Raw genomic sequence first — 25,093 nt, 5'->3', positions numbered from 1 at the left:
GGCCCGATGAGCGAGCTCACCCTCATCATCCTGCGGCTTGGCTTCGTGGTCGGCCTGTGGCTGTTCGTGATCGCCGCCCTGCTGGTGCTGCGCAGTGACCTGTTTGGCACCACGGTCGTCACCCGAGCCTCGCGGCCCGATCCGCGCCGCGAGCAGCGCCCGGCCGGCACCGCTCCCGCCCCGCCCGCGCCGATCGCGACGGCACTGGTGGTCACGGCCGGCCCGCTGCGCGGCACCACCCTCACCCTCGGATCCACCCCGGTGCTGATCGGTCGCGCTCCGGAATGCACGCTGGTGCTCGATGACGACTACGCCTCCAACCGTCACGCGCGCGTGTACCGGCAGGGGGAGGACTGGTACGTCGAGGACCTCGGTTCCACCAACGGCACGATGGTCTCCGGGCGCCGGATCGAGGGGGCGGTGCCGTTCAAACCGGGGGCGCAGGTGCGCATCGGCCGCACCGAGATCGAGCTGAGGCGGGGACCGCGATGACCTACGCCCTGCGCTACGCCGCCCGCTCCGACATCGGCCTGGTCCGTTCCAACAACCAGGACTCCGCCTACGCCGGCAGCCACCTCCTAGTGGTCGCGGACGGCATGGGCGGTCACTCCGGAGGCGACGTCGCCTCGTCGCTGGCGATCGCCCACCTGGCCCGCCTGGACAGTGAGACCCCCGCCAGCGACATCGTCGCGTCGTTGGAGTCCTCGATCCTCGACGCCAATCAGGCGATCCTGCGCCGCGCCCGGGAGGAACCGCTGCTGGCGGGACTGGGCACCACCGTGACGGCGCTGCTGCGCGCCGAGGGGAAGTTCGCCCTGGCGCACATCGGTGACTCCCGCGCGTACCTGCGGCGCGACGGCCGCACCACGCAGGTCACGAAGGATCACACCTTCGTGCAGCGTCTTATGGACGAGGGGCGCCTCACCCCCGAGGAGGCCGAGCGGCACCCGCAGCGCAGTGTGCTGATGCGCGTGCTGGGGGACGTCGACGCCGAACCCGAGCTCGATCTCTCCCTGCGGCCCGCCCGGCCGGGGGACCGCTGGCTGCTGTGCTCCGACGGCCTCTCGGGGCTGGTGTCCCTGTCCACCATCGACTCGGTGCTGGCAGACACCGAGGACGTCGGTGACTGCGCCGATGCCCTGGTGCAGTTGGCTCTCAAGGGCGGTGGCAGCGACAACATCACCTGCATCGTCGCCGATGTGGTGGATCTCGACCACCTGCCCCGAGGAGCTCAGCCGCCGAGCAGCTCTCCGGAGATCGTCGGGGCGGCGGCCCGCACCCGGAACCAGCCGACCAGCGCCACCGGTCCCGCCGCGAAGGCGGCGGCACTGACGCGCCCGGAACCGACGGTGCCCTACGAGGACGACGACTTCCGGGAGGAGGAACCGCCGCGGCGGAGTCTGTGGCCGGCGATCGTGGCGATCGGCCTGGTGCTGACGCTGCTGGCCGGAGGGTTGTGGGCGGGTTACGCCTGGATCCAGACCCAGTACTACGTGGGCGAGGACGGCACCAATGTGGTGCTCTACCAGGGGGTGCCGCAGGACATCGGCCCCGTCGACCTGTCGCAGCCGGTGGAGACCACCCGGGTGCGGCTCGCGGACCTCTCCCCCGTCACCCGTGGACAGGTGGAGGCCACCATCGCTGCGGGCTCCCGGGAGGATGCCGACCTGATCGTCGACCGGCTCGCCGAGGAGGCCGCCGCCGGGCGGGCGGCCGGGCTCGGGGCCACCGGAGGCGCCAGTGACGCCGGAGGCGCGAGCGACGCCGGAGGCGCCGGCTGATGGCGACGATCGTGTCCTACACCGCGCGCCCCCGCCGAATCCTCGGCGGGGTGCTGCTGCTGGCCGCCCTCGCCATCGGCCTGCTGGCCTACGTCCTGCAGGGGCTGGGGCGCTACGACCAGGTGCCCGCCGACCTCCCCGTCGTCGGCATCGGTGCCGCTGTCACCGCCGCCCTGGTCTATGCCGTGACACAGTGGCGCGCCCCGTTCGCGGACCCGCTGATCGTGCCGATCGCCGTGCTGCTGAACCTGCTGGGGATCGCCACCATCGCCAGCTACGACGGCGCGGTGGACCTGTTCACCTCCCGGGAGGCCGCGTACGCGGGCCGCCAGGCGCTGTGGGCCGGCATCGGGATGATCCTCGCCGCGGCCGTGGTCGCGCTGCTGCGGGACCATCGTGTGCTGCGCCGGTACACGTGGGTGTCGGCGCTGCTGGGCGCGATGCTGCTGCTGTTGCCGCTGCTGCCGGTGGTGGGGCGGTCCATCAACGGCTCCCGTATCTGGATCTCCGTGGCCGGGTTCAGTTTCCAGCCCGCCGAGCTCGCGAAGATCTGCTTCGCCGTGTTCTTCGCCGGGTACCTGGTGAGCCGTCGCGACACCCTGGCGCTGGCCGGCCCGAAGGTGCTGGGCGTGCATCTGCCGCGCTGGTCGGACTTCGGACCGATCGTGGTGGCCTGGGCGTTCGGCATGGCGGTGCTGGTGTTCGAGACGGACCTGGGGACCTCCCTGCTGTTCTTCGGTCTGTTCGTGGTGATGCTCTACGTCGCCACCGACCGCCTCTCCTGGCTGGTGATCGGCGCCGTCATGTTCATCCCGCCGGCGCTGCTGGCGGTGACGCAGGTGACGCGCGTGCGCACCCGCCTGGCGTGCTGGCTGGATCCGCTGTCCGGGGAGAACTACGACCGCTGCTACCAGATCAACCAGGGCCTGTTCGGCATGGCCAACGGGGGCCTGTTCGGCACCGGGCCCGGGCAGGCGCGGCTGAACGTGGTCCCCTACGGCCACTCCGACTTCATCTACAGCTCGCTGGCGGAGGAACTCGGCATGGTGGGCGTCTTCGCCGTGCTGATGCTGTACCTGGTGCTGGTGGAACGGGCGCTGCGCGCGGCCATGGGCATCGCCGACGGATTCGGCACCCTGCTCGCCGGTGGTCTCGGGTTCATCCTCGCGCTGCAGGTGTTCGTCGTCGTCGGCGGTGTCACCCGGGTGATCCCCCTGACCGGCTTGGTGCTGCCGTTCCTCGCCGCGGGCGGCAGTTCCCTGGTGTGCAACTGGATCATCATCGGGCTGCTGGTGCGGTTGTCCGACGCCGCCCGCCGCCCCACCCCGACCCGCCGCCCCGTGGAGGCCCCGCGACGTGCCGAGGGGGTGCCGGCATGAACCAGCCCCTGCGCCATGTCGCCCTGGTCGTGACGATGCTGTTCCTGCTGTTGTTCGGCTCCACCACCGCCATCCAGGTGGTGCAGCAGAGCCGTCTCGACAACGACTCCCGCAACGCCCGCGCCATCTACGACGACTTCGGGCGTCCCCGGGGGTCGCTCGTCGTCGACGGCACCCCGATCGCCTCGTCGAGCCCCACTGACGACATCTACGGTCAGCAGCGCTCCTACGATCCCGGGATGATGTACGCGCCGGTCACCGGCCACCAGTCGGTGGTGTACGGGTCCACCGGTCTGGAGCGCTCGCTCGACGCGGAGCTGTCGGGCGATTCGGATTCCCTGTTCCTCACCCGCCTGACCGACGTGGTCTCCGGTCGGACCTCGCAGGGCGCCACCGTGGACCTCACGCTGGATCCGCGGGCGCAGGAGGCGGCCTGGGAGGCGCTGAAGGGCCGCCGCGGCGCCGTCGTCGCGCTCGACCCGCGTACCGGGGCGGTGCTGGCGATGGTCTCCGCCCCCTCCTACGACCCGAACCGCATGGCCTCCCACAGCGGCCGAGAGGTGCGGGAGGCATGGAGCGAGCTGAACGAGGACCGCGGCCGCCCCCTCAGCAACCGAGCGATCGCCGGGGATCTGTATCCGCCGGGCTCCACCTTCAAGCTGCTGGTGGCGGCGTCGGCGCTCGAGACCGGCCGCTACACGAAGGACTCCATGCTGCCGGGCCCCGGCACGTACCGTCTGCCGCAGTCCCGCAGCGTCATGAACAACCACGCCTCCGGGGGTCAGGAGCCCTGTGGGCCGAACGACTCCTCGACTCTGCAGTCGGCCCTGGAGCAGTCGTGCAACACCACGTTCGCGATGCTCGCCGGGGAGCTCGGGGAGGACCAGCTGGCCTCCACCGTGCAGGAGTTCGGCTTCGGGGAGCGTCTGCGGATCCCGCTGAGCGTGACGCCGTCGCGGATCGGCAGCGATCTGGACGGTGCGCAGCTGGCGTCGACCGCCATCGGGCAGTACGAGGACCGCGTGACCCCGCTGCAGATGGCGATGGTCGCCGGGGCCGTGGCGAACGATGGGGTCCTGGTGCAGCCGCAGCTAGTGCAGCGCGTGCGGGCCGCGGATCTCACCACCGTCTCGGAGCTCACGCCGCAGGAGATCGGGCGCCCGCTGACGGCCGCGAACGCCCGCCAGATGCGGGAGATGATGACCGGCGTCGTCACCGACGGCACCGGAAACGGTGCCGCGATCGACGGCGTCGAGGTGGGGGGCAAGACCGGCACCGCCGAATGGGCCGAGGGCCGGGCGCCGCACTCTTGGTTCGTGGGGTACGCCCGCACCGATGAGCGCTCCGTCGCCGTGGCCGTCGTGGTGGAGGAAGGCGGATACGGCTCGCAGGTCGCGGCGCCGATCGCCCAGGACGTGATGGAGGCGGTGGTCGGCCGATGAGAACCCAGCAGGGCACGGTCCTGGAGGACCGCTACGAACTCACCGACCTCATCGCCACCGGCGGCATGGGCCAGGTGTGGAGGGGTCGCGACCGGGAGCTCGACCGCGACGTCGCCGTCAAGGTGCTGCGCGAGGAGTACGCCGGGGATGAGGGCTTCCTCAAGCGGTTCCGGGCTGAGGCCCGCCACACGGCGGCGCTCAGCCATGACTGCATCGCTGCCCTCTACGACTACGGCGAGATCGACGGCCGCGCCTTCATCGTCATGGAGCTGTGCCCGGGCCGGCCCCTGTCGGAGATCATCGAGGAGAACCCCGGTGGGCTGCCCGAGCCCCGGGTGCTCCGCGTGCTCGTCGACCTCGCCCGGGCCCTCGACGCCGCCCACGCGAAGGGGGTGGTGCACCGTGACGTCAAACCCGAGAACGTGCTGGTGGACGAGGAGAACGACTGGGCGCTGAAGATCACCGACTTCGGTATCGCGCGCAGCACCGACCAGGCGCGCCTGACGAAGACCGGTCTGGTGATGGGGACCGCGCAGTACCTGTCGCCGGAGCAGGCGATGGGCAAGCAGGCCACCTCGCTGTCGGACATCTACGCCCTGGGGATCGTCGCCTACGAGATGCTCGCCGGGCACCGCCCCTTCACCGGCGCCAGCCAGGTCGAGATCTCCATGGCGCAGGTCAAGGAGCCCCCGCCGGAGTTGCCCGCCTCTGTCTCCCCCGGGCTGCGCCGCCTGGTGATGATGATGCTGGCGAAGGCCCCGGCGAACCGTCCCCGATCGGCCGCCTCCGCGGCGCGGATCCTCGAGGCCCTGCAGCGGGGGGAGGAACCGCGTTTCACCACCGGGGCGATCCCCGTGGTCGCGGCCGCCTCCGGAGGATCCGGTGGATCGGCCGACACGGCAGGCGGATCAGCCGGTCGCTGGTCGTCGGCCTCCCCGGCCTCCCCGGCGGCGCCCTCCCCGACGGGAACCCGCACCGCGGCGATGCCGCTGCCCCTGGCACAGACCCACCGGGGGCTGCGCCACCGTTCCGCCACGAGTGCTCCCTCCGCCCTGTCGGCGAGCTCCGCGAACCCCGCCCCGCGGCGTGTCGGGACCCCGCCGGCCCCCGGGTCGCGGGAGAGCACCCGCACCGTGCACGGCACCACCACGGGTCGGCGACTGGGGCCCCTGAGCCTGCCCGGCCTGGTCCTGGGACTGTTGCTGCTGGCGGCCCTGGTGGTCGCCGCCCTCAGCGCCACCGGGGTGATCACCCTGGGAGCCGGCCCCCTCGGCACCGACCACCCCGGCCCCCTCACCGCCATCGAGACATCACGCCCATCGATCCTCCTGGATCCCGCGACGAGGACGGACACACTGTGAGCGACGAACCGAGGATGCTCTCCAACCGCTATGAGCTGGGCCACCGCCTCGGCACCGGCGGCATGGCCGACGTGTACCTCGCGACCGATCGGCGCCTGAACCGCACCGTCGCGGTGAAGATCCTGCGGGCCGACCTGGCTCGCGACGAGAACTTCCAGGAGCGGTTCCGTCGCGAGGCGCAGTCCGCCGCCGGGTTGAACCACCCGGCGATCGTGGCGGTGTACGACACCGGGGAGGAGACCGCCACCGACGTGGCCGGGAACCGCACCACGATCCCGTACATCGTCATGGAGTACGTGGAGGGTTCGACCCTGCGGTCCTCCATCTCCGCCGAGGACCCGATGCCGCTGGCCCGCGCCGGGGAGATCATGGCGGGGGTGCTGTCGGCCCTGGACTACTCGCATCGGCAGGGCATCGTTCACCGTGACATCAAGCCGGGCAACGTCATGATCACCCCCGCGGGGACGGTCAAGGTGATGGACTTCGGCATCGCCCGGGCGGTGGCCGATTCCACCAGCCAGATGACCGCCACGCAGGCGGTGATGGGCACCGCGCAGTACCTCTCCCCCGAGCAGGCGCGCGGACAGATCGTCGACGCCCGCAGCGACCTCTACTCAGCCGCCTGCGTGATGTACGAGCTGCTCACCGGCCGTCCGCCGTTCGAGGGTGATTCCTCGGTCGCCATCGCGTACCAGCATGTGCGCGAGCAGCCGGTGCCGCCGTCCACCTTCAACCCGGCGATCCCCCCGGCCATGGATCAGGTGGTCCTCACGGGCCTGGCGAAGGATCCCACGCACCGTTACCCCACCGCGGTGGAGTTCTCCCGCGACATCGCCCGCGTCATCTCGGGCAATGCCCCCCACCTGGTGACCGGCGCGTCCGGTGGCGGCTCGGGGTCGATGGTCGCGGGGACCGCCCCGCTGGACGCCCCCACCACGGTGCTCTCCCCGTACGACGAGCGCACCGAGGCCCTGCCGACGGTCGGTCCCGCGGCGGCGGCTCTCGGCGCCGCGGGTGCCGTCGGTGCAGGCGCTGCGGGGACCGCTCCGGCCGCGGGCGCCCCGACCGGGCAGGTCGCCGTCGCCCCGGCCCCCGAGGAGTCCCCCGAGAAGCGGCGCCGCAGCCTGGGATGGCTGTGGGCGCTGCTGGCCGCAGCGGTGCTGGGTGTGCTGGTGACCGCGCTGCTGCTGTGGCGGCCCTGGGAGGGTGAGAGCCCGCAGACCGTGCAGGTCCCGCAGCTGGTCGGCACCACCGAGGAGCAGGCCCGCACTCAGCTCGCGGACCTGGGGTTGGCGCCGCGCTTCACCCAGGCCCCCTCGGACCAGGCTCCCGCCGGGGAGGTCACGGCCACGGCCCCGGCCGCCGGCGCCTCCGTCGATCCCGGTTCCACCGTCGTGGTGACGGTCTCGTCGGGGCCGTCCGCCGTCAGCGTGCCCGACGTGTCCGGGATGACCGCCGACGAGGCGCGCACCGCCCTGGAGAGCGCCGGCCTGGTGATGGTCTCCGGTGGGGAGGAGGACGCCCCCGGTGTCGAGTCCGGGCGGGTCAGCCGCACCGATCCGCAGGCCGGGGCGCAGGTGGAATCGGGCCAGGAGGTCACCGTGTGGCTGGCCTCCGGTGAGGTCCCGATCGCGAACGTCGTCGGCACCCAGGTCGACGCGGCTCGCGCCACCCTCGAGGAGCAGGGTTTCACCGTCGAGGAGACCACCCGCGAGTCGACCGACGAGAGCGCCGGAACCGTCCTGGAACAGACCCCGCAGGGTGGCGGTGACCGGACCGCGCCCGCGGGCTCCACCGTGCGCCTGGTGGTGGCTGCGGCACCCGGCCCGGAGACCATGCCGAACGTCGTCGGCCGCCCGCAGGAGGAGGCCCGCCGTGCCCTCTCCGAGGCCGGGTTCGGGGTGCAGGTGCGCACCGAGCAATCCGAGTCGGTCGCGGAGGGTTTCGTCGTGCGCACCGATCCCGCCGCCGGGTCGCAGGTCGATGCCGGCGCCACCGTGACACTCGTGGTGTCCTCCGGGCCGCCGCCGCGGGAGTCGCCCAGCAGCCCCCCGCCGTCCTCTCCCGAGGAGTCGTCGGGGTCCTCGAGTGCACCGGCCGAGTCACCCTCGCCGTCGCAGAGCCCCTCGAGCAGCCAGCCGCCCGCCGACCAGACCAGCCCCCAGGGCATCGGGCCGGCCCAGGCGCCCGGGCAGAACAATGAGAACGGCAGAGATAACGGCAACGGGAACGGAAATGGCAACGGGAACGGCAACGGGAACGGCAACGGGAATGGCTGAGTCCGCCGCCGCGGGGGGCACCGGTGCCCGGGTGCTGGTGATCGACAACTACGACAGCTTCGTGTTCACCATCGTCGGCTACCTCGAGCAGATGGGGGCCGTGTGCACCGTCGTCCGCAATGACGCCGTGCCCACCGCCCCGGACGGCACGGTGGACCTGACCGGGGTCGACGGGGTGCTGGTCTCGCCCGGCCCCGGCAATCCCGACACCGCCGGCCGGTCCCTCGAGGTGATCGCGGCCTGCGCCGCGCACCGGGTGCCGATGTTCGGGGTGTGCCTGGGGCATCAGGCGCTCGCGCAGGCGTACGGAGCCACCGTCACCCACGCCCCGCAGCTCATGCACGGCCGCACCAGCGAGGTCCACCACGACGGCCAGGGGGTGTTCGCGGGGGTGCCCTCCCCGTTCATCGCCACCCGCTACCACTCCCTGGCGGTGGTGCCACAGACGGTCCCCGAGGAGCTGCTGGTCACCGCGCGCACCGAGGATGGCGTGATCATGGGGCTGCAGCACCGCACCCTGCCGCTGCACGGCGTGCAGTTCCACCCGGAGTCCGTGCTCACCCAGCACGGCCACCGGTTGCTCGCAGCGTTCCTGGAGATGTGCGACGGCTACCCCGCAGCCGACCGCGCCGAGGGCCTGGCGCCGCTGCTCGCCCAGCGGTGAGAGGCCGAGCCGGCTAGCCCTCGCCGCCGACGGTGTTGCCGTTGAACGGCATGTACGGGGCGATGGCGGGGAACACCCATTGGAACAGCACCGCCACCGCCGCCGCCGCCAACACCAGCAGGATCAGCACCCGCACCAGGGCCGGGCCGGGGAGGTGGCGCCACAGCCATCCGTACACGATCAGCCCTCCTGGATCTCGTCGGCCAACGCGGGCGGGACGCCCTCGGAACGCGGGGTCCAGTACGCGAAACGGGCGTGGACGATGTACCGCTCCCGCGCCGAGTACAGGGGGTGGCAGGCGGTGAGCGTGAGCATCCGCTCCGTGGGCTCCCGGCCGGGCTGTCCCGGCACCGGGGCGATCACCTCCACCGCATCCGGCATGACGATCTGCGAGGCCGTCACCTCGTACACGTAGAACGCCTCGGCGGTCTCCACCACGATCGGATCCCCGGACTGCAGACGGTCGATGTCGTGCAGCGGCCGGGCGTAGGTGGTGCGGTGGCCGGCCACGGAGAAGTTGCCGACCTCGCCGGGCAGGGCGGTGTCGGGGTAGTGGCCCGTGCCCTTCACGTTCAGCACACGCTCCAGGCTCACCCCCTCCGCCAGCGGCATGCGCGGCTTGTCGAAGGCCGGGATCCACATCGTCCCCCACACCTTCTCGTCCTGCGGCTGCGCCACCGGCGGCGGGGCGTCCGTGCGGGGCGTCGCGACCTCCTGGCCGTCGACTGGCGCCCACTCCTTGTCGAGCTGCGCGACGATCTGCTCCTGGTCCCGACCCGCCGTCACATCGGTCCACCACAGCTGCCACACCAGGAACAGCATCAACAGGGCACCCAGGGTGATCATCAGCTCCCCCAGGATCCCGATCGCGGAACCGATCGCGCGGCGCACACTCATCGCGGCGCCCCCGCGCGTCGAGCGACCGAGGCCGTGAGCGGGCGCGCCTCCTGCAGAGCGAGAGTGCCGTCGTACGCGGGAAGCTCCAGGCGGGCGAGTCGTTCGATGCGCTCCCCCAGGCCCACGTGGTCGCGCCATTGGCGGTACAGGATGACGCCCTCGGCGGCCTCCAGGGCGCGCATCATGCCGTCGCGGTCACCGATGGCAGTGACGACGAACGGCGGGGAGTACACCCGGCCCTCCAGCAGCAGGGTGTTGCCGGCGCAGCGGAAGGCGCTGCCGTTGATCACCCTCTGGTCCTGCAGCATCATCGCCTCCGCTCCCCCGGCCCACAGGGCGTTGATGTACGCCTCCATGTCCTGCTGGTGGACCACCAGGTCGTCCGGTCGCACACCCTCCACGGTGGTCAGGGCGGAGGTGGGCGCGTCACTCAGGGACACCCGCAGGCCGGGGCCCTCGACGGCCGCGAGACCCACCCGGGTGGCGGTGGTGGCGAGCTCGGGGAGGTCCTCAGGGGCATGACCCGCCTCGGCGGCGAGGCGGTCCTGGTCGGCGCGTTTGGCGGCGTTGACCTCGGTCAGTCGGGCGTTCTCCCGGTCCTGCCGGCGCAACAGGTCGGTGACCGACGCGGTCTCGTCGCGGATACCCTCCGGCCCGGCCAGACGCGCGCTGGTGGTGAACAGCAGACCGGCGGCGACACCCACGGTCCCCACACCGAGCGTGCGCAGGGCGTCGCGTCGCCGCTGCGTCGGGGGCTCGTCGCCGGGCGAGCGTGAGGGCTTCATGCGCTCCTCCACCTGGGGTGCCGGGATGGTCGGCTATACGCTAGTCCATGGCCCATCGACCGATGGGCGCTCCTCCGGCGGAAGGTCCCCCATCCATGGCGGCGAGCAGGACGACGCACCACGACACCTCGTTCTTCGACGGCTTCGACGACGAGCCCGTCGGGTCCGGTCCCGACCGCGGCCCGCGCCGCCCCGGGCAGGCGGACACTGAGCCCGGTGCCGCCGGGGGCCTGACGGACGGTGACACGCAGGAGCGTGACGCCCGGGACCGTGACGAGAACGCCCGCGAGGAACGCGCGGGGCGCGGCGGCCGTGCGAAGCGAGGAACCCGCGCGGTCGATCCGACGCCGCGCCGCCCGGAGGCCGGCGACGCCCGCTCCGAGGCCACCCGCCGTGTGCGGGCCTCCGCCGAGGCCGAGCGTGCCCGCACCTCCACCCGCCGTCGTGCCGAGACCGTGCGCCCGAACCCGGTGTGGCTGGTGCCGCTGGCCCTCACGCTGCTCGTCCTGGGGCTCGCGTACCTGGTCACCGCATACCTCAGCTCCGGTCAGCTGCCCGCCCCGATCGGTGACTGGAACCTCGCCGTCGGCTTCGGGATGCTCATGCTGGGTGGCGCCCTGCTCATGTTCTGGAAGTGACGAGCACCGGCCGCACGCGGGTCCCGGGAGCTGGCGCAGCCGGTGCCGACGGTGTGAGCCGACTCATGCACCCTCAAGTGGCGGCGAGGGACTGCTGCGACTATTGTTGAGCAGGTCGGTTCGTCGATGAGCGCCCGTAGCTTAACGGATAGAGCATCTGACTACGGATCAGAAGGTTGGGGGTTCGAATCCCTCCGGGCGCGCCCCGTACGAGGCCCCGTCACCACCCGGTGATGGGGCCTTCGTCATGTCCGGCTCCTGCAGGGTGCGGCGGGGTCGGGGATCACGGGCGGCGCAGAGCCTCGACCGCCTCCGTGTGCCACCGCTGCGCGCGGCGCTCCCCCAGCAGACCCCCCAGCGCCCGACCGCTGTCGGGCAGGTAGTGGAGGGTGGTGACCGCGGCAGAGGACCCTGAGCCACAGGGCAGGGTGCCGGCGCCTGCGGGACGGAGCACGATCTGTGCGCTGGCCGCCATGTGCCGCCCCGCGAGCGCCCCCACCAGCACCGTCAGTCCCCGGCGGCCGCGCTCCAGACGCACAGTGGTGCTCGCGTCGTCGCTGTCAACCGGCGACGGCATCTCCCGCACCCTCCACCCGAGCGGTCCGAGCCGGTCGCGCACCGCGCGCACCGCCTCGGCGGGCGGGAGGGCGAGGCTTAGGCGCACCGGGTCGGGGCTGCTCACGGCGGGTCTCAGGGGCTGACGATCTTGCCGGGGTTGAGGTTGCGGCCCGGGTCGGCGGTGGCGAAGAGGCCGCGCACCATGCCGGTGCCGACAGGGCCGGCGTCCTGCTCGATCCACGGCTGATGCTCGGTGCCCACCGCGTGGTGGTGCGAGAGGGTCGCGCCGTGCTCCTGGAAGGCATCCTGCACGGCCCGCTTCACCGCCCCGTACTGCTCCAGTGCCGAGGCGTCATCGGTGTACGGCACCGCGAAGGTGAAGTACAGGCACGCCCCGGCGTGGTAGCTGTGCGACATGTGGCAGAACATGAAGCCCTGCAGGCCCTGCGCCTCCATCGCCCTCCGGTAGGCGCCGTAGACGGCGTCGTGCACCTCGTTGAGCCGCGACCACGGGGCGGCGGTGTCGGAGACGTCACCGAACACCCGGTGGTTCAGCAGGAAGTCCCGCAGGTACGGGGTGTCGAACTTCTTCTGGTCGTAGATCGCCCCCGGGCCGGAGCCCAGGGAGATGCCGCCGTTGCGCTTCACGATCTGCTTCACGATGCTCTTCTGGCGCTCGACGGATTCGCTGGTTCCCTCGAAGCACACGTACGAGATGCACATCTCGCTGTCGACCTTCCAGCCGCGGCGGCGCAGGTACGCGAACAGGCCGTCCTGCACCTTCGCGGTGACCCGGCCCTTGGCCGACCTCGGCTCCTTCACCATCGACAGGCTGAAGGCGGTCTCCGGGCCGTCCGACAGGCGGGTGAAGGTCGGTGACACCTCGGTGGAGCGGGCGATGGCGTGCATGCCGCGCAGGCCGTGCTCCCAATCGGGGTACATGTAGGCGATCACCTGCCGCACCGGGGCGATGCGATGCACCTGCAGCGTCACCTCGGTGATCACACCGAGGCGCCCCTCCGAGCCGATCACCATCTCCTGCACCGACGGGCCCGTGGAGCGCGACGGCAGCGGACGCACCACCAGGGTGCCCTGCGGGTGGACCATCCGCAGGCCGCGGACGATGTCGGCGATGTCGCCGTACTTGTCGGACTGCATACCGCTGGAGCGGGTGGCCGCCCAGCCGCCGACGGTGGAGTACGCGAAGGAGTCCGGGAAGTGACCGACGGTCCAACCCTCCGCGGACAGCTGCTCCTCCAGGTCGGGGCCGTAGGCACCGGCCTGGACGCGGGCGAGACCGGCGGTCTCGTCGATCTCCAGCACCTGCCGCATCCGGCCCATGTTCAGGCACAGGATCGGACGCTGCTCGGCGGGGTCGGGCGTCACCGAGCCGGAGATGCAGGAGCCGCCCCCGTAGGGGATCAGCACCAGGTCCTTCTCCAACACCAGGCGCAGCACCGCGGCGACCTCCTCCTCGGAGGCCGGGTACACGACCGCGTCGACCAGGCGCTCGAAGTCGCCGGTGCGGACGCGGAACAGGTCGGTGGCGGAGCGCCCGAAGGAATGCACGACGCGCAGCTCGTCGTCGTCCACGACGGCGTCCTCGCCGACGATCCCGACCAGCTGCTGCCGCAGGGCCGCCGGCAGGCGGGAGTCCGGGACGTCGAAGGTCTCCAGCTGCGGTACGGGCTGCGGGGTGCTGGTGGCCAGGTCCAGGCCGATCTGCTTCCGCACGAACGGCGCGAACGCCGGCTTGTCGTCGACGTGGAAGGACACGTCCTCGCTGCCCCAACCCCACCAGGTGTGCCGCTTGACCTCGGCTGCAGTCGGCGTCCTCGTCATCGCTCCCCCGTTCCGGGTTCCTGGGCGTCACCGAGCACCTCGGCCCGGTGCGCCGCGTACAGATCAGCCACCGACGCGCGGATGCGCGCGGTGAAGTCCGCGACCGTCTCGTCGGGCCCGGCGAGCATCGGCTCGCCGAACACCACCCGCACCCGGGGACGGCCGGGCCGAGGCCAGTTGCGGCCCTTCGGCATCGCCTCGTGGGCGCCGACGATCGCGGCGGGGATCACGGGCACACCGACACCGGCGGCGAGCGCCGCGGCCCCCGGTTTGAACTCCCCCATCACGCCGTCGCGGGAGCGACCGCCCTCCGGGAACACCAGGATCGGCACACCGCTGCGCAGCAGACGCCGGGAGGTGCCGGAGTTCTTGCGCGACCCATCGCGGTCGATCGGGAAGGCATTGAGCATCCACCGCACGAACAGGCGGCGATGGGCGACGGTGAAGAAGTAGTCGGCGGCCACCCCGGTGGACAGCAGCCGCGCCTGCGTCCACGGCAGGCTGAGGTTCAGCAGCGGCCCATCGAGGTGACTGGTGTGGTTCGCCACCAGCACGAACGGGCCGCGGACCGAGCGCACACGGCGGGCGACGACGGCCTCGGGACGGATCGCCGTGGCGAGGACCTGCCGGAACACCCCCCGCTGCAGCACGCGCCGCAGACCGGCGCGCCAGCGGGAGCGGTAGACCTTCAACCGCTCATCGCTCATGTCGAAACCCTCCCCGCGGGAGCGGGCCGAGAGGGACGGCAGCTTCGGGGCCTGCGGGAGCTTGGGCGGCTGCGGGAGCTTAGGGGCCGGCAGCTTCGGCGGCTGCGGGAGTTTCGGCGGCTGCGGCAGTTTGGGGGTCGGCAGCTTCGGGACGGACGACCTCCGCCCCTGCGGCGGCTGCTCGCTCATGCTCAGCGCTCCCCGTCGCGCCGGGAGGTCAGCAGACCGCTCAGGCGGTGGATCACCGGGCGCGGCAGCATCCGCAGACCGCCGACGATGAGCTTCCAGCGCAGGCTCGGCACCGACACCGACCGACCGCGCTCCATGTCGCGCAGGCACTCGGCGACGAGCTGGTCAGCCGACAGCCACAGCGGCCCGGGGATCGAGGAACCCTTGATGCCGGCGCGCTGGTGGAACTCGGTGCGCACCCACCCGGGCATGAGCGTCGTGACATGCACGCCCGTGCCGCGCAGCTGCACGCCCAGGGACTCCGAGTAGTTCGTGGTCCACGCCTTCAGCGCCGAGTAGTTGTTCTGGGTGACGCAGGCACTGGCCGAGGCCACGTTGACGATGTGGCCGGTACCGCGGCGCGTCATCGCCCGGCCCGCCGCGCCCCCGAGCTTCAGCACCGCCCGCTGCATGACCTCGGCGCCGCGGTCGTGCTCGGACAGATCGGGATCGAGCAGGCTCGCCCGCACGGAGAACCCGGCATTGTTCACCAGGACATCGATCGGGGGATCCGCCTCCAGGCGATCCGCCACGCGCTGCTGGTCCTCACGGCGCGACAGATCCGCCGTGATCGTCTCCACCTCGATGCCGTGGCGGGCGGTCAGATCGCGGGCCGCCGCGTCCAGCCGCTCCGCGTCGCGGGCCACCAGCACGAGGTGAGCGCCGCGCTCCGCCAGAGCGCGCGCGAACGCTGCGCCGATGCCTGCCGTGCCACCGGTGATCAGGGCCCTCTGCATGCGCGCTACGATACAACAGGTAGAGCTCCCGCCCAGGTGGCGGGCCATATCCCGTGCCCGTGCCGTGGGCCGAACGATCGGCTCTCCGGGCACGCCCAGTCTCGGGCCCGTCGGCCCCGCCTCGACCCTGAGGGGATCCTCCATGACCCAGACCGACCAGGGCGGCACCGGCCGCCGCACCATCCTCCTCACCGGCGTCACCGGTTTCCTGGGGCAGGCCGTGCTGCAGGCCCTGCTGGAGGGCTTCGACGACGTCGACGTCGTCTGCGTCGTCCGCCCCAAGGGCACCCAGACCGGACAGAAGCGCCTGGAGGGTCTGCTGCGCAAGCCGGTCTTCCGCTCCTGGGCCGAGCGCAGCAGCGCCGAGCAGGTCGAGCGGATCTTCCGCGAGCGCGTCCGCGCCCTCGAGGGGGACCTCACCGACATGCCCGCGATCACCATGCCGGTGGACACGGTCATCCATTCCGCCAGCTCGGTGAGCTTCGACCCGCCGATCGACGAGGCGTTCCGCACCAACGTCGGCGGTGCCCGCAACCTCTACGAGGCGCTGCTCGCCTCCGGGCAGTCCCCGCACGTGGTGCACGTGTCCACGGCGTACGTCTCCGGCATCGCCAAGGGCCTGCGGCAGGAGGGCCGCCTGGTCCACGACGTCGACTGGCGCACCGAGTACGACGCGGCGATCGCCGCCCACGAGCGCGTCGAGGCGGAGTCCCGTCGGCCCGAGACCCTGCGCTCGCAGATGCTCACCGCGCGGGTGCGCGACGGCCGCATGGGCCCCAAGGCGGTGGCCGCCGCCGCCGAGGAGCTGCGTCGCGAGTGGGTGCACCAGCGCCTGATTGACTTCGGCCGCATCCGCGCCCAGTCCGTCGGCTGGACCGACATCTACACCTTCACCAAGGCGATGGCCGAGCGCGTCGCCGAGGACCTCTGGGCGGGCAACGGGCATCGCCTGTCGGTGGTGCGGCCGTCCATCATCGAATCGGCGCTGCGCCGGCCGTTCCCCGGGTGGATCGACGGGTACAAGGTCGCCGACCCGCTGATCATGGCGTACGGCAAGGGGCTGCTGCCGGAGTTCCCGGGCCTGGCCGATTCCATCCTCGACATCATCCCCGTCGACTACGTGGTGAACGTGATCGTCGCGCTGGCCACGCAGGACGTGCCCCGCCGCGGTGACGACGCCTACTACCAGGTGGTGTCGGGCACCTCGAACCCGCTGCCCTTCCACCAGATGGTCGACGCGGTGCGCGAGTACTTCCTCGCCCATCCGCTGGAGGACGACCACGGCCGACCGATCGTCGTGCCCGAGTGGACGTTCCCGGCGGTCGAGATGGTCGAGCAGCGCTTCCGCGCCAAGGAGCTCGCCACCAAGGCCGGGCAGGTCGTGGTCTCGCGCCTGCCCGGGACCCCGCGCACCCGGTCGTGGGCCTCCGCGCTGCACCGCAACTCCTCGGGTCTGACCACCCTCCGCAAGTACATCGAGCTGTACCGGCAGTACACCAAGACCGAGATGGTGTTCGACGACGCCAACACGCGTGCCCTGCGCGAGTCCCTGCCGCAGGGGTTCCTGGCGCAGCACGACTTCGATGTCACCGTCATCGACTGGACCGACTACTTCCAGAACCACCACCTGCCGGCCGTCACCGAGCTGACCAAGGCGTACTCCCGCGGGAAAGCCGCGCAGCGCGCCCGCGCCGACCGTCCCGCCGAGGCTCCGCGCCCCGCCGAGGGCGCCCTGGCGGTGTTCGACCTCGACGGCACCCTGGTCTCCACCAATGTGGTGCGGCAGTACTTCGCGATCGTCCGCGCCACCACGCCGCGCAGACAGTGGCCCGCGGAGTTCGGCGGCCTCGTCAAGGGGGTGCCCGGTTTCGTGCGGGCGGATCGGCGCGACCGCTCCGAGCTGATCCGCAGCGTCAACCGCCGGTATGCCGGGTACCGCTCGGCGCAGCTGCGTGAGCTCGTGGCGGGGCCGCTCGGTGAACGCATCCGCGCCTCGGTGCGGCCGGAGGCCCTCGAGGTGATCCGCCGGCACCGCGAGGCCGGGCACCGCACCGTGCTGGTGACCGGGGCGCTCGACGTGCTGGTGGAACCGCTCGCGGACCTGTTCGACGAGGTCGTCGCCACCCGCATGGACGAGGACGCCGACGGCGTGCTCACCGGGTTCCTCGCCACGCCGCCGGTAGTGGACGAGGCCCGGGCGAACTGGCTGCGGAAGTACGCGGCCGAGCGCGGGGCCGACCTCGCGGCGTCCTACGGCTACGGCGACTCCCACGCCGACGCCGCATGGCTGGAGCTCGTCGGACACCCGCATGCAGTCTCACCCGACCTCGGCCTGTTCGCGGTGGCGAAGAAGAAGCGCTGGCGGATCCTGGACTGGTGACGGTGGGGGCGGGGCGCCCGCGGCCCCGTGCCCTTGCCCCTCGGTGCGCGCCACCGCACCGCGCCCTCCCGCCCGCTGCGCGGTTTGACGTGTCTACTTCCAGATAGTGGAAGCAGACACGTCAAACCGCGCAGCGTCACTGCGGCGTGTCGGCACATGTCCCCCTCGGCAGCCCGAGGCCCTTCCGCATGCCCCAGGGCCCCAGGCCCCCGACCCCACGCCCAGGCCCCCGGCCCAGGCCCCTGGCCCTGGCCCTGGCCCTGGCCCCCGCGCCCCGTGCCCCACGCCCCGTGCCCCACGCCCCGGCCCCAACGCAGGCTCTGCGCACCACCGCGGACCTGGCTTCCTCCACATGCCGGGGTGATCCCCACCGGCCGCCCATGCGCGACGCGGTACACCGCAACGACTTACGGTCGCAACATGCCTCGCCTCTGGACCCCGTCGCCCCGCATCCTGTATTCGCGCCGAGGGTTGCTGGAGGCAGGGGTGCACCCGCGCCGTCTGAGCGGCCCCCACATCGCCATCCCCTTTCCGGGCTACCTCACGAGTGCGGCAGACCCCGCGCCGTTGCCGGTTCTGGCCCGGCGGCTCACCTCCCACGTCATTCCCGGCGCCGTCCTCTCACACGTCACCGCGGCCGAACTTGCTGCCCTTCCGCTTCCACGCCGCCTGACGCACGACCACACCGGCCTGTTGCACGTGACGATCGCGCCAGGAACACACCGCACTGCTGGTCAGAAGGTTGTCGTCCATCGACGCCACCTGGGAAAGGTGGAAAGTCTCGAGGGTGTTCCTCTCCCCACGCCCCTGGCCCTGTTGGGGCAACTCGCACCGACCCTCACCGACGACGAACTGGTAGCGGTCACCGATGCCCTGGTGGGCCCGGAGCGGCTGCTGTGGCACGTCACCCTGGAGGGCCTCCGCGCGGAGGCCGCCGCGGCGTCTCTGCTACCGGGCGGCCGCAGGCTGCGGCGAGCACTGGCTCGCGCCCGGGAGCTGGTCGAATCCCCGCAGGAGACGAAGCTGAGGTTGCTGCTGGTCGCGGCCGGATTCCCCGAGCCTGACATCAACCCGACGATCCGCTGCCCCTGGAGCGGTGAGACCTTCCGCCTGAACCTGGTGTACCGCGAGCAGAAGGTGGTGCTCGAGTACGACGGGGACTGGCACCGCACGGACCGCCAGCAGTGGCAGCGCGACCGGCGCAAGGACATGGTGCTGCAGCAGATGGGATGGACGGTGATCCGGGTGACCTCACGGGACCTCACTGACCCGCGGGCACTGTTCGCCCACCTGAGCAGGGTCCTGGCGGGAGCTTGAGGCAATCGCGCGCGTCCCGACCCAACAATCGCGCGCGTATTGACGTGTCTGTTTCCAGAAAGAGGAAGTAGACACGTCAAGACGCGCATCGGCCGGGGCGGGGCGTATCGGCCGGGGCAGAACGCATCGGCCGGGGCAGGGCGCATGGGCCGGGGCAGGGCGCATCGGCCGGGGCAGGGCGCATCGGCCGGGGCAGGGCGCATCGGCCGGGGCAGGGCGCATCGGCCGGGGCTCACCGCACGACCAGGGACCGGGGCGCGCCGAGCCCGGGGCCGCATGGGACGGGCCCGCCACGGTGTGGCACCCCCGCCGGCCCAGGTCACCCCGTGTTCTTCAGGCCCGCGGCGACTCCGTTGATGGTGGTGAGCAGGGCGCGCTGGAGCTGCTCGGGGATCTCCTCCCCTGCCTCCTGGGCCGCCCGCACCCGCTGCAGCATCGCCACCTGCATGTACGAGATGGGGTCGAGGTAGCGGTCGCGCACGGCGAGGGTGCGGCGCAGCACGGGCTGCCCGTCGAGCAGGTTCAGCACACCCGTGAGGCGCTCGACCTCCGCCACGGTCAGCTCGTACTCGGCGCGGATGCTCTCGAACAGCGGCCACAACCGCTCCGGCACCAGCGAGTGCACGTAGTGCGCGGCCACGTCCATGTCGGTCTTCGCCAGGGTCATCTCGATGTTGCTGATGACGGTGCGGAAGAAGTGCCAGTTGCGCAGCATCTCCTGCAGGTCGGCCTCCCGTCCGGCTTCCCGGGCCGCCTTCAAGCCGCTGCCGGCGCCGAACCACCCGGGCACGATCTGCCGCGACTGGGTCCAGCCGAACACCCACGGGATCGCCCGCAGCCCGTCGAGTCCCTTCTCAGAGGTGGTGCGCTTCGACGGGCGGGACCCGATGTTGAGGTCACCCAGCTGCTCCACCGGGGTGGAGGTCACGAAATACTCGGGCAGGTCCGGGTCCTCGACCAGCTGCCGGTATCGGCGGTAGGACGCCTCCGACACCCCCGCCATCACCTCGCGGTAGCGGGCGAGCTGCTCGGGGTGGTGCGGGGCTCACGGTGCAGCGCCGACCCCTGCATCACCGCCGCCAGCGACAGGTCGAGGTTCTCCCTCGCCAGCACCGGCAGCATGTACTTGTCGGAGATGACCTCACCCTGCTCGGTGAACTTGATGGCGCCCTCGAGCACGCCGTACGGCTGGGCCAGGATCGCGTCGTACGTCGGGCCGCCGCCGCGGCCGACCGACCCGCCGCGACCGTGGAACAGCCGCAGGCGCACCCCGTGGCGGGCGGCGGCGTCACGCAGCCGGTGCTGGGCCTGGTGGATCTCCCACTGGCTGGTCAGCACCCCGGCCTCCTTGTTGGAGTCGGAATAGCCCAGCATGACCTCCTGCACGTCGCCGCGCAGCCGCACGATCTCCCGATACGTCGGGTCCGACAGCAGCGCGTCGAGGATGTCGTCGGCGGCGCGCAGCTCCTCCGGGGTCTCCAGCAGCGGCGCGAAGCCGATGTCGGCGCGGCGGCCGTCGGCGCCGGCCAGGTCCACCAGCCCGGCCTCCTTCGCCAGCAGCGCCACGGCGAGGACGTCGTCGGCGCCGCGGGTCATGGAGATGATGTAGGTCTCTATGACCTCCTGCCCGTAGGTGCGCTGCGCCTCGCGGATCTCCCGGAACACGTTCCAGGTGGTCAGGGCACCGTCGTCGAGGCCGGCCTCCTCCGCCGCACCGGCACCGACCAGGGGGCGGCGGCTGGCGAGCTCCGCCGACAGCACCCGAGTGCGACCCGCCGCGTCGAGTTCCGCATAGGGGCGCTCGAGCTCTCCGACCCGGTCGAACAGCTGCGCCAGCAGCTCGTGGTGTTTCTCGGCATGCTCGCGGATGTCGAGGGTCGCCAGGTGCAGGCCGATGCCGGCCAGCTGAGCCTGGGCGATCGCCAGCTCACCGTCGGCCATGCGGCGGCCACCGTGGCGCGCGAGCGCCCGACGCACGAGCTCCAGGTCGGCCTGGAGTTCGGCGCCGTGCAGGTAGTCGTGCCCGGGCACATGCGCCGTGCCCTCGTGGATGCGCCGCCGCGTGGCCTCGAGCTTCGCGCGGATCGCACCGAGCTTCAGCCGGTACGGCTCCTGGTCGTACAGGCGGCGCTGCTCCTCGTCGACCTGGTCACGGAAGGAGAAGTCCGCCTCGAGGCTCTCCCGCAGCTCGGGGTCGTCGCCGGTGAGGGCGCTGGAGATCGACAGCTGGCCGATGAGCCGATTCACCGTCTCCACGGCGATGTCGAGGGCGGCGTCGGCCTGCAGTCGCAGCACCTCACGGGTGACCTCGGCAGTGACGAAGGGGTTGCCGTCGCGGTCGCCGCCGATCCACGAGCCGAACCGCAGCGGCACCGCGCCGTCACGCAGGTCGGCGCCATGGGCGCGCAGCTCCTCGCGCAGGTCGTCGAGGAAACCCGGCATGGTGTGGGTCTGGATCTCCCGCAGGTAGTACAGGGCGTTGCGGGCCTCGTCCTGCGGGGTGGGGCGGCGACGGCGGAGCTCGTCGGTCTGCCACAGGGTCTCCACCACTTCGGCGAGGTCACGGTCCTGGCGGCGCCGCTCCGGGGTGCCCTCCTCCGTCTCGACCTCCAGGAGGTCCGATAACCGCCGCAGCTTCTGCAGCACGGCACGGCGGGAGGCCTCGGTGGGGTGGGCGGTGAACACCAGGCGCACGTCCAGGGAGTCGACGGTGGCCTGCAGTTCCTCCGGGCCGAGCTGCTCGGCGATGTCGCGCACGGTGCGGGGGATCCACGACTGGGTGGTCTCCTGCTCGCGCAGCGCCCGGACGCGGTACACCTGCTCGGCGGCGTTGGCCAACAGGAAGTATTCGGTGAAGGCGCGGGTCAGGGCTGTGGCCTGGTCGATGGGGAGCTCCGCGAGGCGCTCGCGGATACGGCGGGCCTCCTCCGGGTCGCCCCCGGTCTTCGCAGCCTTGGCCGCACGGCGCACATCCTCCACGAGGCTGAGGAGCTCGGGGCCGTGCTGGTCGGCGAGGGTGCGGCCGAGGAGGGTGGAGAGTCGACGTACGGTCGCGCGCAGGGGCGCGTCGATGTGCGGGTCGTCGCCGACGGCGGGGAACTCACTGGTCAGCGTCGGGACGCTGAGGGGGGTGGTGTCGGGCACGCTGCCTCCCGAAGCGGGCGGGACGCGGCCCGTCACATGTCGGCGCGGCACGACGCACCTCGTCGCACCACACAGGAGCTGGGCCGCGTCGGCGATGAACGGTCCCCGACAGGGTAGCGAACCGACCGACAGGCGGGACGGACCGTTCCGTCACGCGGGACCGGAGGGGGCTCCGCTCCCCCCTTACGTCCCTGGTCGCACCGGGTGTGCCAGAGTACACTCGAGCACGCGCCGGGCGCGTCCCGGTGCCGATGGCCGCACCCCGCGGCCCCCATCCCGTTCCCCAGGAGACTCCATGGCTGACAAGCCCGGCGCCGCCGCAGCGCCTGCTCCCGCGCCGGCACCGGCGCCCGCGATGCCCACCCCGCCGATGATGGCCAACGCCATCGCCGACGGCATGTACGCGAAGGCCACCATGCCGTGGTGGAAGATCTTCGTGCTCGCGCTGACCGGCGGTGCGTTCATCGCCCTCGGCTTCATCTTCTCCGTCACCTCGCAGCAGGACGCCGCGAACATGCCGCTGGGCCTCGCGAAGGTGATCGGTGGCCTGGTCTTCTCCTCGGGCCTGATGCTCGTGGTGATGAGCGGCTCCGACCTGTTCACCGGAACCACCCTGACCGTGATGCCCGCGCTGCAGGGTCGTCTGCGTGGCGGTCGTCTGCTGGGCCACTGGGGCGTGAGCTACCTGGGCAACCTCATCGGCTCCGTGCTGATGGCGGCACTGATGTTCTTCGCGAGCATGCACACCGCCAATGGCGGGGCCTGGGGCCTGGTGGTCCTCAACTCCGTGAACACCAAGGTGGGGTACGCCTTCCATGAGGCCCTGCTGCTGGGCCTGCTGGCGAACTTCGCGGTGTGCCTCGCGGTGTGGATGGCCTTCAGCGGCAAGTCCACCACCGACAAGGTCCTCGCCATCGCGCCGCCAATCGCGCTGTTCGTCGCCACCGGCTTCGAGCACTCCGTGGCGAACATGTTCCTGCTGCCGATGGGCTGGATGATCGAGCACGGCGCCGGCCAGGAGTTCTGGTCCTCCACGGCCGTGACCGCTGCGGAGAGGGCCGCCAGCGACTACAGCGCCATCACCCTGCCGGCGATCATCTTCAAGAACCTGCTGCCGGTGACCATCGGCAACATCATCGGCGGTGCCCTGTTCGTCGGCGTGTACTTCTGGCTCGCCTACCTCAAGAAGACCGACGCTCCGGCGGCCGGTCCGGCGGGCGCCCGTCGCCCCTGAGGACGAGCGGACCCACCGGAGGTCACCCCGGGTTCCGACCGACCGGGTCGGCCCGTCCTGATCCTCCGTCACCCTGCCCCGACCCTGCGACGCCCCGCCGTCCCGCGGACCACACCGGTCCCGGGGCGGCGGGGCGTCGCCGTCGGGGAGGGTGCGGGTCAGGCGGAATCCTGCTTCGTCGCGTCGAACTCCTCCATGATGAAGGGCCGGCGGAACACGGGGGCGCTGAGCAGCTCCGCCGTAAACGCGCGCGGGTCGAGGTCCTCGACCTCGGAATCGGTGTGCTGGCGCCGCACCCGCTCCACCTGCACTCCGCGCCACACGACCTGACTGGCCAGGTACTCACCGAGCACGGACCCCGCGCCCAGCGCCATGGCGATCAGCACGGCCTTCACGAAGTGTTGGGGCGCGGTGTCATCCGTCACCAGCGCGACGAAGCCCTGATAGATCGCCATGCCCGGCACCAGCGGGATGAGAGCGACACCGAGCACCCCGGCCGGGGAGAGCTTGATGTACCGGGCGAAGAGCACCGCGACAGCGCCCAGGACGGTCGCGGCGATCAGCACCGCACCGATGGCCGACAGCCCCGCACCCGCCAGCAGCAGATTCCCCCCGGCGGCGCCGGTGCCCAGCGCCGCGATCAGGGGGACCCGGGACCACGGGGCCTGCGAGGCCACGGAGAACCCGGCGGCGACCAGGAGGACGCCACCAGGGTCAGCACAAGACTCTCGGTGGGCTGCGGGGTGTCCTCGACGCTGAGTCCGACCCCGAAGCGTCCTGCCAGCGCGAGGCCCCCGACCACTCCCGCGACCAGGCCGCCGGTGACCAGCCCCGCCTCGATGATGCGAGCGGAGGCCGTGAGGTACCAGCCGGTGAGCAGATCCTGGGCGGCACCCAGCGCGGCGAGCACGGCGGTCAGCAGCGATCCGCCGAGCAGCAGCGCGAAGCCACCGCCCATCACGCCCCACCCCAGCAGGCGCACGATCCCGGGGGTGCCGACGTCGGCGCGTTCGATGGCCGTGAGGCGGGTCAGCCCCTCCTTGGGGGTCAGCTCCCCGGGGATCACCTGCTTGGTGACGACCTCCACCTCCTGGATGGCCTACAGGTTGAAGCCGGAGGCGCCGACGCTCTGGCTCATCGTCACGGAGCGGTCCTCGTCGGTCGAGATCTCGGCGAGGGTGAGCTGGTCCATCGTGACGCTGGCGGTGGCGTTGCCGTGACCGTGGGTGCGGGCGACAGCCAGCATCGCGTGGGTGACGTTCGCGGCGGGTGAGCCGTTTCGGGCCATGATGCTGCCGGCCCGCAGCGCGAAGGTGAACACCTCATGGATCGGGTAGGTGGGCATGGGCCCACGGTGGACCAGAAGTGCCGGTCGTGTCGAACTTTGGTGCTACCGCGCGGCCCCCGCGGGCCGGCCCGACGGGTCTGCGACATGCGCACGGGCCCCGACCGGTGCGGTCGGGGCCCGTGCGGCGGGGCGGAGACGAGAGGATTTGAACCTCCGAGGCGCCTTATCAGCACCTACTCCCTTAGCAGGGGAGCGCATTCGGCCGCTCTGCCACGTCTCCTCGTCACTCTCGGGGTACGACGACACGCCGAGGCAACCCCGCCAGAGTACCGGAGCCGCGCCGGTCGGGCCAGCCGCGCCGGGGCCTGCGGCCAGAGTGAGGCGCACGACTCAATCGCGCCGCCGCGACGCCCCAACCGCCACGCCTCAGCC

Annotated in this window: 20 protein-coding genes, 2 tRNA genes and 2 pseudogenes; 12 read left to right on the top strand and 12 right to left on the bottom strand. The window is 71.9% G+C overall.

Annotated elements, in window-relative coordinates:
* Positions 1-6 precede the first annotated feature (6 nt).
* The 7 genes from JSY14_RS08745 to JSY14_RS08715 are packed head-to-tail and all read left to right on the top strand — an operon-like array spanning position 7 to position 8,906.
* Positions 7-492 (top strand): FHA domain-containing protein FhaB/FipA, encoded by a 486-nt coding sequence (locus JSY14_RS08745; protein WP_259558379.1) that lies wholly within the window; start codon positions 7-9, stop codon positions 490-492.
* On the top strand, positions 489-1,781 hold the full coding sequence (locus JSY14_RS08740) for a PP2C family protein-serine/threonine phosphatase (protein ID WP_259558378.1): 1,293 nt from the start codon (positions 489-491) through the stop codon (positions 1,779-1,781). Before JSY14_RS08745 ends, JSY14_RS08740 begins: the two co-directional genes overlap by 4 nt.
* Entirely contained in the window at positions 1,781-3,160 is a 1,380-nt protein-coding gene (locus JSY14_RS08735; RefSeq protein WP_259558377.1) for an FtsW/RodA/SpoVE family cell cycle protein, read from the top strand. The genes JSY14_RS08740 and JSY14_RS08735 overlap by 1 nt, the downstream gene beginning before the upstream one ends.
* Entirely contained in the window at positions 3,157-4,602 is a 1,446-nt protein-coding gene (locus JSY14_RS08730; protein ID WP_259558376.1) for a peptidoglycan D,D-transpeptidase FtsI family protein, read from the top strand. The genes JSY14_RS08735 and JSY14_RS08730 overlap by 4 nt, the downstream gene beginning before the upstream one ends.
* The gene (locus JSY14_RS08725) at positions 4,599-5,963 is read left to right on the top strand and encodes a serine/threonine-protein kinase (RefSeq protein ID WP_259558375.1); all 1,365 of its coding nucleotides are present in this window, start codon (positions 4,599-4,601) and stop codon (positions 5,961-5,963) included. Before JSY14_RS08730 ends, JSY14_RS08725 begins: the two co-directional genes overlap by 4 nt.
* Positions 5,960-8,242, top strand: a complete 2,283-nt coding sequence (pknB, locus tag JSY14_RS08720) for a Stk1 family PASTA domain-containing Ser/Thr kinase (RefSeq protein WP_285892260.1) — start codon at positions 5,960-5,962, stop codon at positions 8,240-8,242. Before JSY14_RS08725 ends, pknB begins: the two co-directional genes overlap by 4 nt.
* Positions 8,235-8,906: an aminodeoxychorismate/anthranilate synthase component II gene (locus tag JSY14_RS08715; RefSeq protein ID WP_259558374.1), complete on the top strand. Its 672-nt coding sequence runs from the start codon at positions 8,235-8,237 to the stop codon at positions 8,904-8,906. Before pknB ends, JSY14_RS08715 begins: the two co-directional genes overlap by 8 nt.
* Before the next feature lie 13 nt (positions 8,907-8,919).
* Here the strand turns inward: JSY14_RS08715 and JSY14_RS08710 are convergent, their stop codons facing one another.
* Genes JSY14_RS08710 through JSY14_RS08700 form a run of 3 tightly spaced genes read right to left on the bottom strand, consistent with a single transcriptional unit; the run spans position 8,920 to position 10,588 of the window.
* On the bottom strand, positions 8,920-9,084 hold the full coding sequence (locus tag JSY14_RS08710; RefSeq protein ID WP_259558373.1) for a hypothetical protein: 165 nt from the start codon (positions 9,082-9,084) through the stop codon (positions 8,920-8,922).
* 2 nt (positions 9,085-9,086) lie between these two features.
* Positions 9,087-9,803 carry a class E sortase gene (locus JSY14_RS08705; RefSeq protein WP_259558371.1) on the bottom strand — a complete coding sequence of 239 codons (717 nt, stop codon included), beginning with the start codon at positions 9,801-9,803 and terminating at the stop codon, positions 9,087-9,089.
* On the bottom strand, positions 9,800-10,588 hold the full coding sequence (locus tag JSY14_RS08700) for a DUF881 domain-containing protein (protein ID WP_259558369.1): 789 nt from the start codon (positions 10,586-10,588) through the stop codon (positions 9,800-9,802). The genes JSY14_RS08705 and JSY14_RS08700 overlap by 4 nt, the downstream gene beginning before the upstream one ends.
* 95 nt (positions 10,589-10,683) lie before the next feature.
* Here JSY14_RS08700 and JSY14_RS12415 point away from each other — a divergent pair, with 95 nt between their 5' ends.
* Both JSY14_RS12415 and JSY14_RS08690 read left to right on the top strand, forming a co-directional pair.
* A complete protein-coding gene (locus JSY14_RS12415; RefSeq protein ID WP_285892259.1) occupies positions 10,684-11,226 on the top strand; it encodes a cell division protein CrgA in 543 nt (180 codons plus the stop codon).
* 130 nt (positions 11,227-11,356) lie between these two features.
* Positions 11,357-11,429: transfer RNA gene (locus JSY14_RS08690), tRNA-Arg, on the top strand.
* An 80-nt stretch (positions 11,430-11,509) separates the two neighbouring features.
* Here the strand turns inward: JSY14_RS08690 and JSY14_RS08685 are convergent.
* The 4 genes from JSY14_RS08685 to JSY14_RS08670 are packed head-to-tail and all read right to left on the bottom strand — an operon-like array spanning position 11,510 to position 15,298.
* Positions 11,510-11,908: a hypothetical protein gene (locus tag JSY14_RS08685; protein ID WP_259558367.1), complete on the bottom strand. Its 399-nt coding sequence runs from the start codon at positions 11,906-11,908 to the stop codon at positions 11,510-11,512.
* A gap of 8 nt (positions 11,909-11,916) precedes the next feature.
* A complete protein-coding gene (locus tag JSY14_RS08680; RefSeq protein WP_259558365.1) occupies positions 11,917-13,626 on the bottom strand; it encodes an FAD-binding oxidoreductase in 1,710 nt (569 codons plus the stop codon).
* On the bottom strand, positions 13,623-14,522 hold the full coding sequence (locus JSY14_RS08675; protein WP_259558363.1) for a lysophospholipid acyltransferase family protein: 900 nt from the start codon (positions 14,520-14,522) through the stop codon (positions 13,623-13,625). The genes JSY14_RS08680 and JSY14_RS08675 overlap by 4 nt, the downstream gene beginning before the upstream one ends.
* 2 nt (positions 14,523-14,524) lie before the next feature.
* The gene (locus tag JSY14_RS08670; protein WP_259558360.1) at positions 14,525-15,298 is read right to left on the bottom strand and encodes an SDR family NAD(P)-dependent oxidoreductase; all 774 of its coding nucleotides are present in this window, start codon (positions 15,296-15,298) and stop codon (positions 14,525-14,527) included.
* A gap of 142 nt (positions 15,299-15,440) precedes the next feature.
* On the opposite strand from JSY14_RS08670, the gene JSY14_RS08665 reads away from it, so the two are divergent.
* The gene (locus JSY14_RS08665; RefSeq protein ID WP_259558358.1) at positions 15,441-17,678 is read left to right on the top strand and encodes an HAD-IB family hydrolase; all 2,238 of its coding nucleotides are present in this window, start codon (positions 15,441-15,443) and stop codon (positions 17,676-17,678) included.
* 621 nt (positions 17,679-18,299) lie between these two features.
* Here JSY14_RS08665 and JSY14_RS08660 read toward each other — a convergent pair.
* Positions 18,300-18,431, bottom strand: a complete 132-nt coding sequence (locus tag JSY14_RS08660) for a hypothetical protein (protein WP_259558356.1) — start codon at positions 18,429-18,431, stop codon at positions 18,300-18,302.
* Positions 18,432-18,449: 18 nt separating this feature from the next.
* On the opposite strand from JSY14_RS08660, the gene JSY14_RS08655 reads away from it, so the two are divergent.
* Positions 18,450-18,995 (top strand): endonuclease domain-containing protein, encoded by a 546-nt coding sequence (locus tag JSY14_RS08655; RefSeq protein ID WP_259558355.1) that lies wholly within the window; start codon positions 18,450-18,452, stop codon positions 18,993-18,995.
* Positions 18,996-19,314: 319 nt separating this feature from the next.
* On the opposite strand, the pseudogene ppc reads toward JSY14_RS08655, so the two are convergent.
* Positions 19,315-22,106, bottom strand: a pseudogene (gene ppc, locus JSY14_RS08650) (phosphoenolpyruvate carboxylase).
* A gap of 328 nt (positions 22,107-22,434) precedes the next feature.
* On the opposite strand from ppc, the gene JSY14_RS08645 reads away from it, so the two are divergent.
* Complete coding sequence (locus JSY14_RS08645) at positions 22,435-23,373, top strand: formate/nitrite family transporter (protein WP_259558354.1); 939 nt, start codon at positions 22,435-22,437, stop codon at positions 23,371-23,373.
* 158 nt (positions 23,374-23,531) lie between these two features.
* On the opposite strand, the gene JSY14_RS08640 is transcribed toward JSY14_RS08645, so the two are convergent.
* The 3 genes and pseudogenes from JSY14_RS08640 to JSY14_RS08630 all read right to left on the bottom strand — a co-directional run bounded on the left by JSY14_RS08640 (position 23,532) and on the right by JSY14_RS08630 (position 24,941).
* The gene (locus tag JSY14_RS08640; protein WP_259558347.1) at positions 23,532-24,050 is read right to left on the bottom strand and encodes a threonine/serine exporter family protein; all 519 of its coding nucleotides are present in this window, start codon (positions 24,048-24,050) and stop codon (positions 23,532-23,534) included.
* Positions 24,014-24,718 (bottom strand): annotated as a pseudogene (locus JSY14_RS08635) (threonine/serine exporter family protein). The gene JSY14_RS08640 and the pseudogene JSY14_RS08635 overlap by 37 nt, the downstream one beginning before the upstream one ends.
* A gap of 133 nt (positions 24,719-24,851) precedes the next feature.
* Positions 24,852-24,941: transfer RNA gene (locus tag JSY14_RS08630), tRNA-Ser, on the bottom strand.
* Positions 24,942-25,093: the final 152 nt, after the last annotated feature.

Source organism: Brachybacterium sillae, from assembly GCF_025028335.1.
Lineage (GTDB): Bacteria > Actinomycetota > Actinomycetes > Actinomycetales > Dermabacteraceae > Brachybacterium > Brachybacterium sillae.
This window is presented reverse-complemented; position numbering and strand designations above follow the sequence as displayed.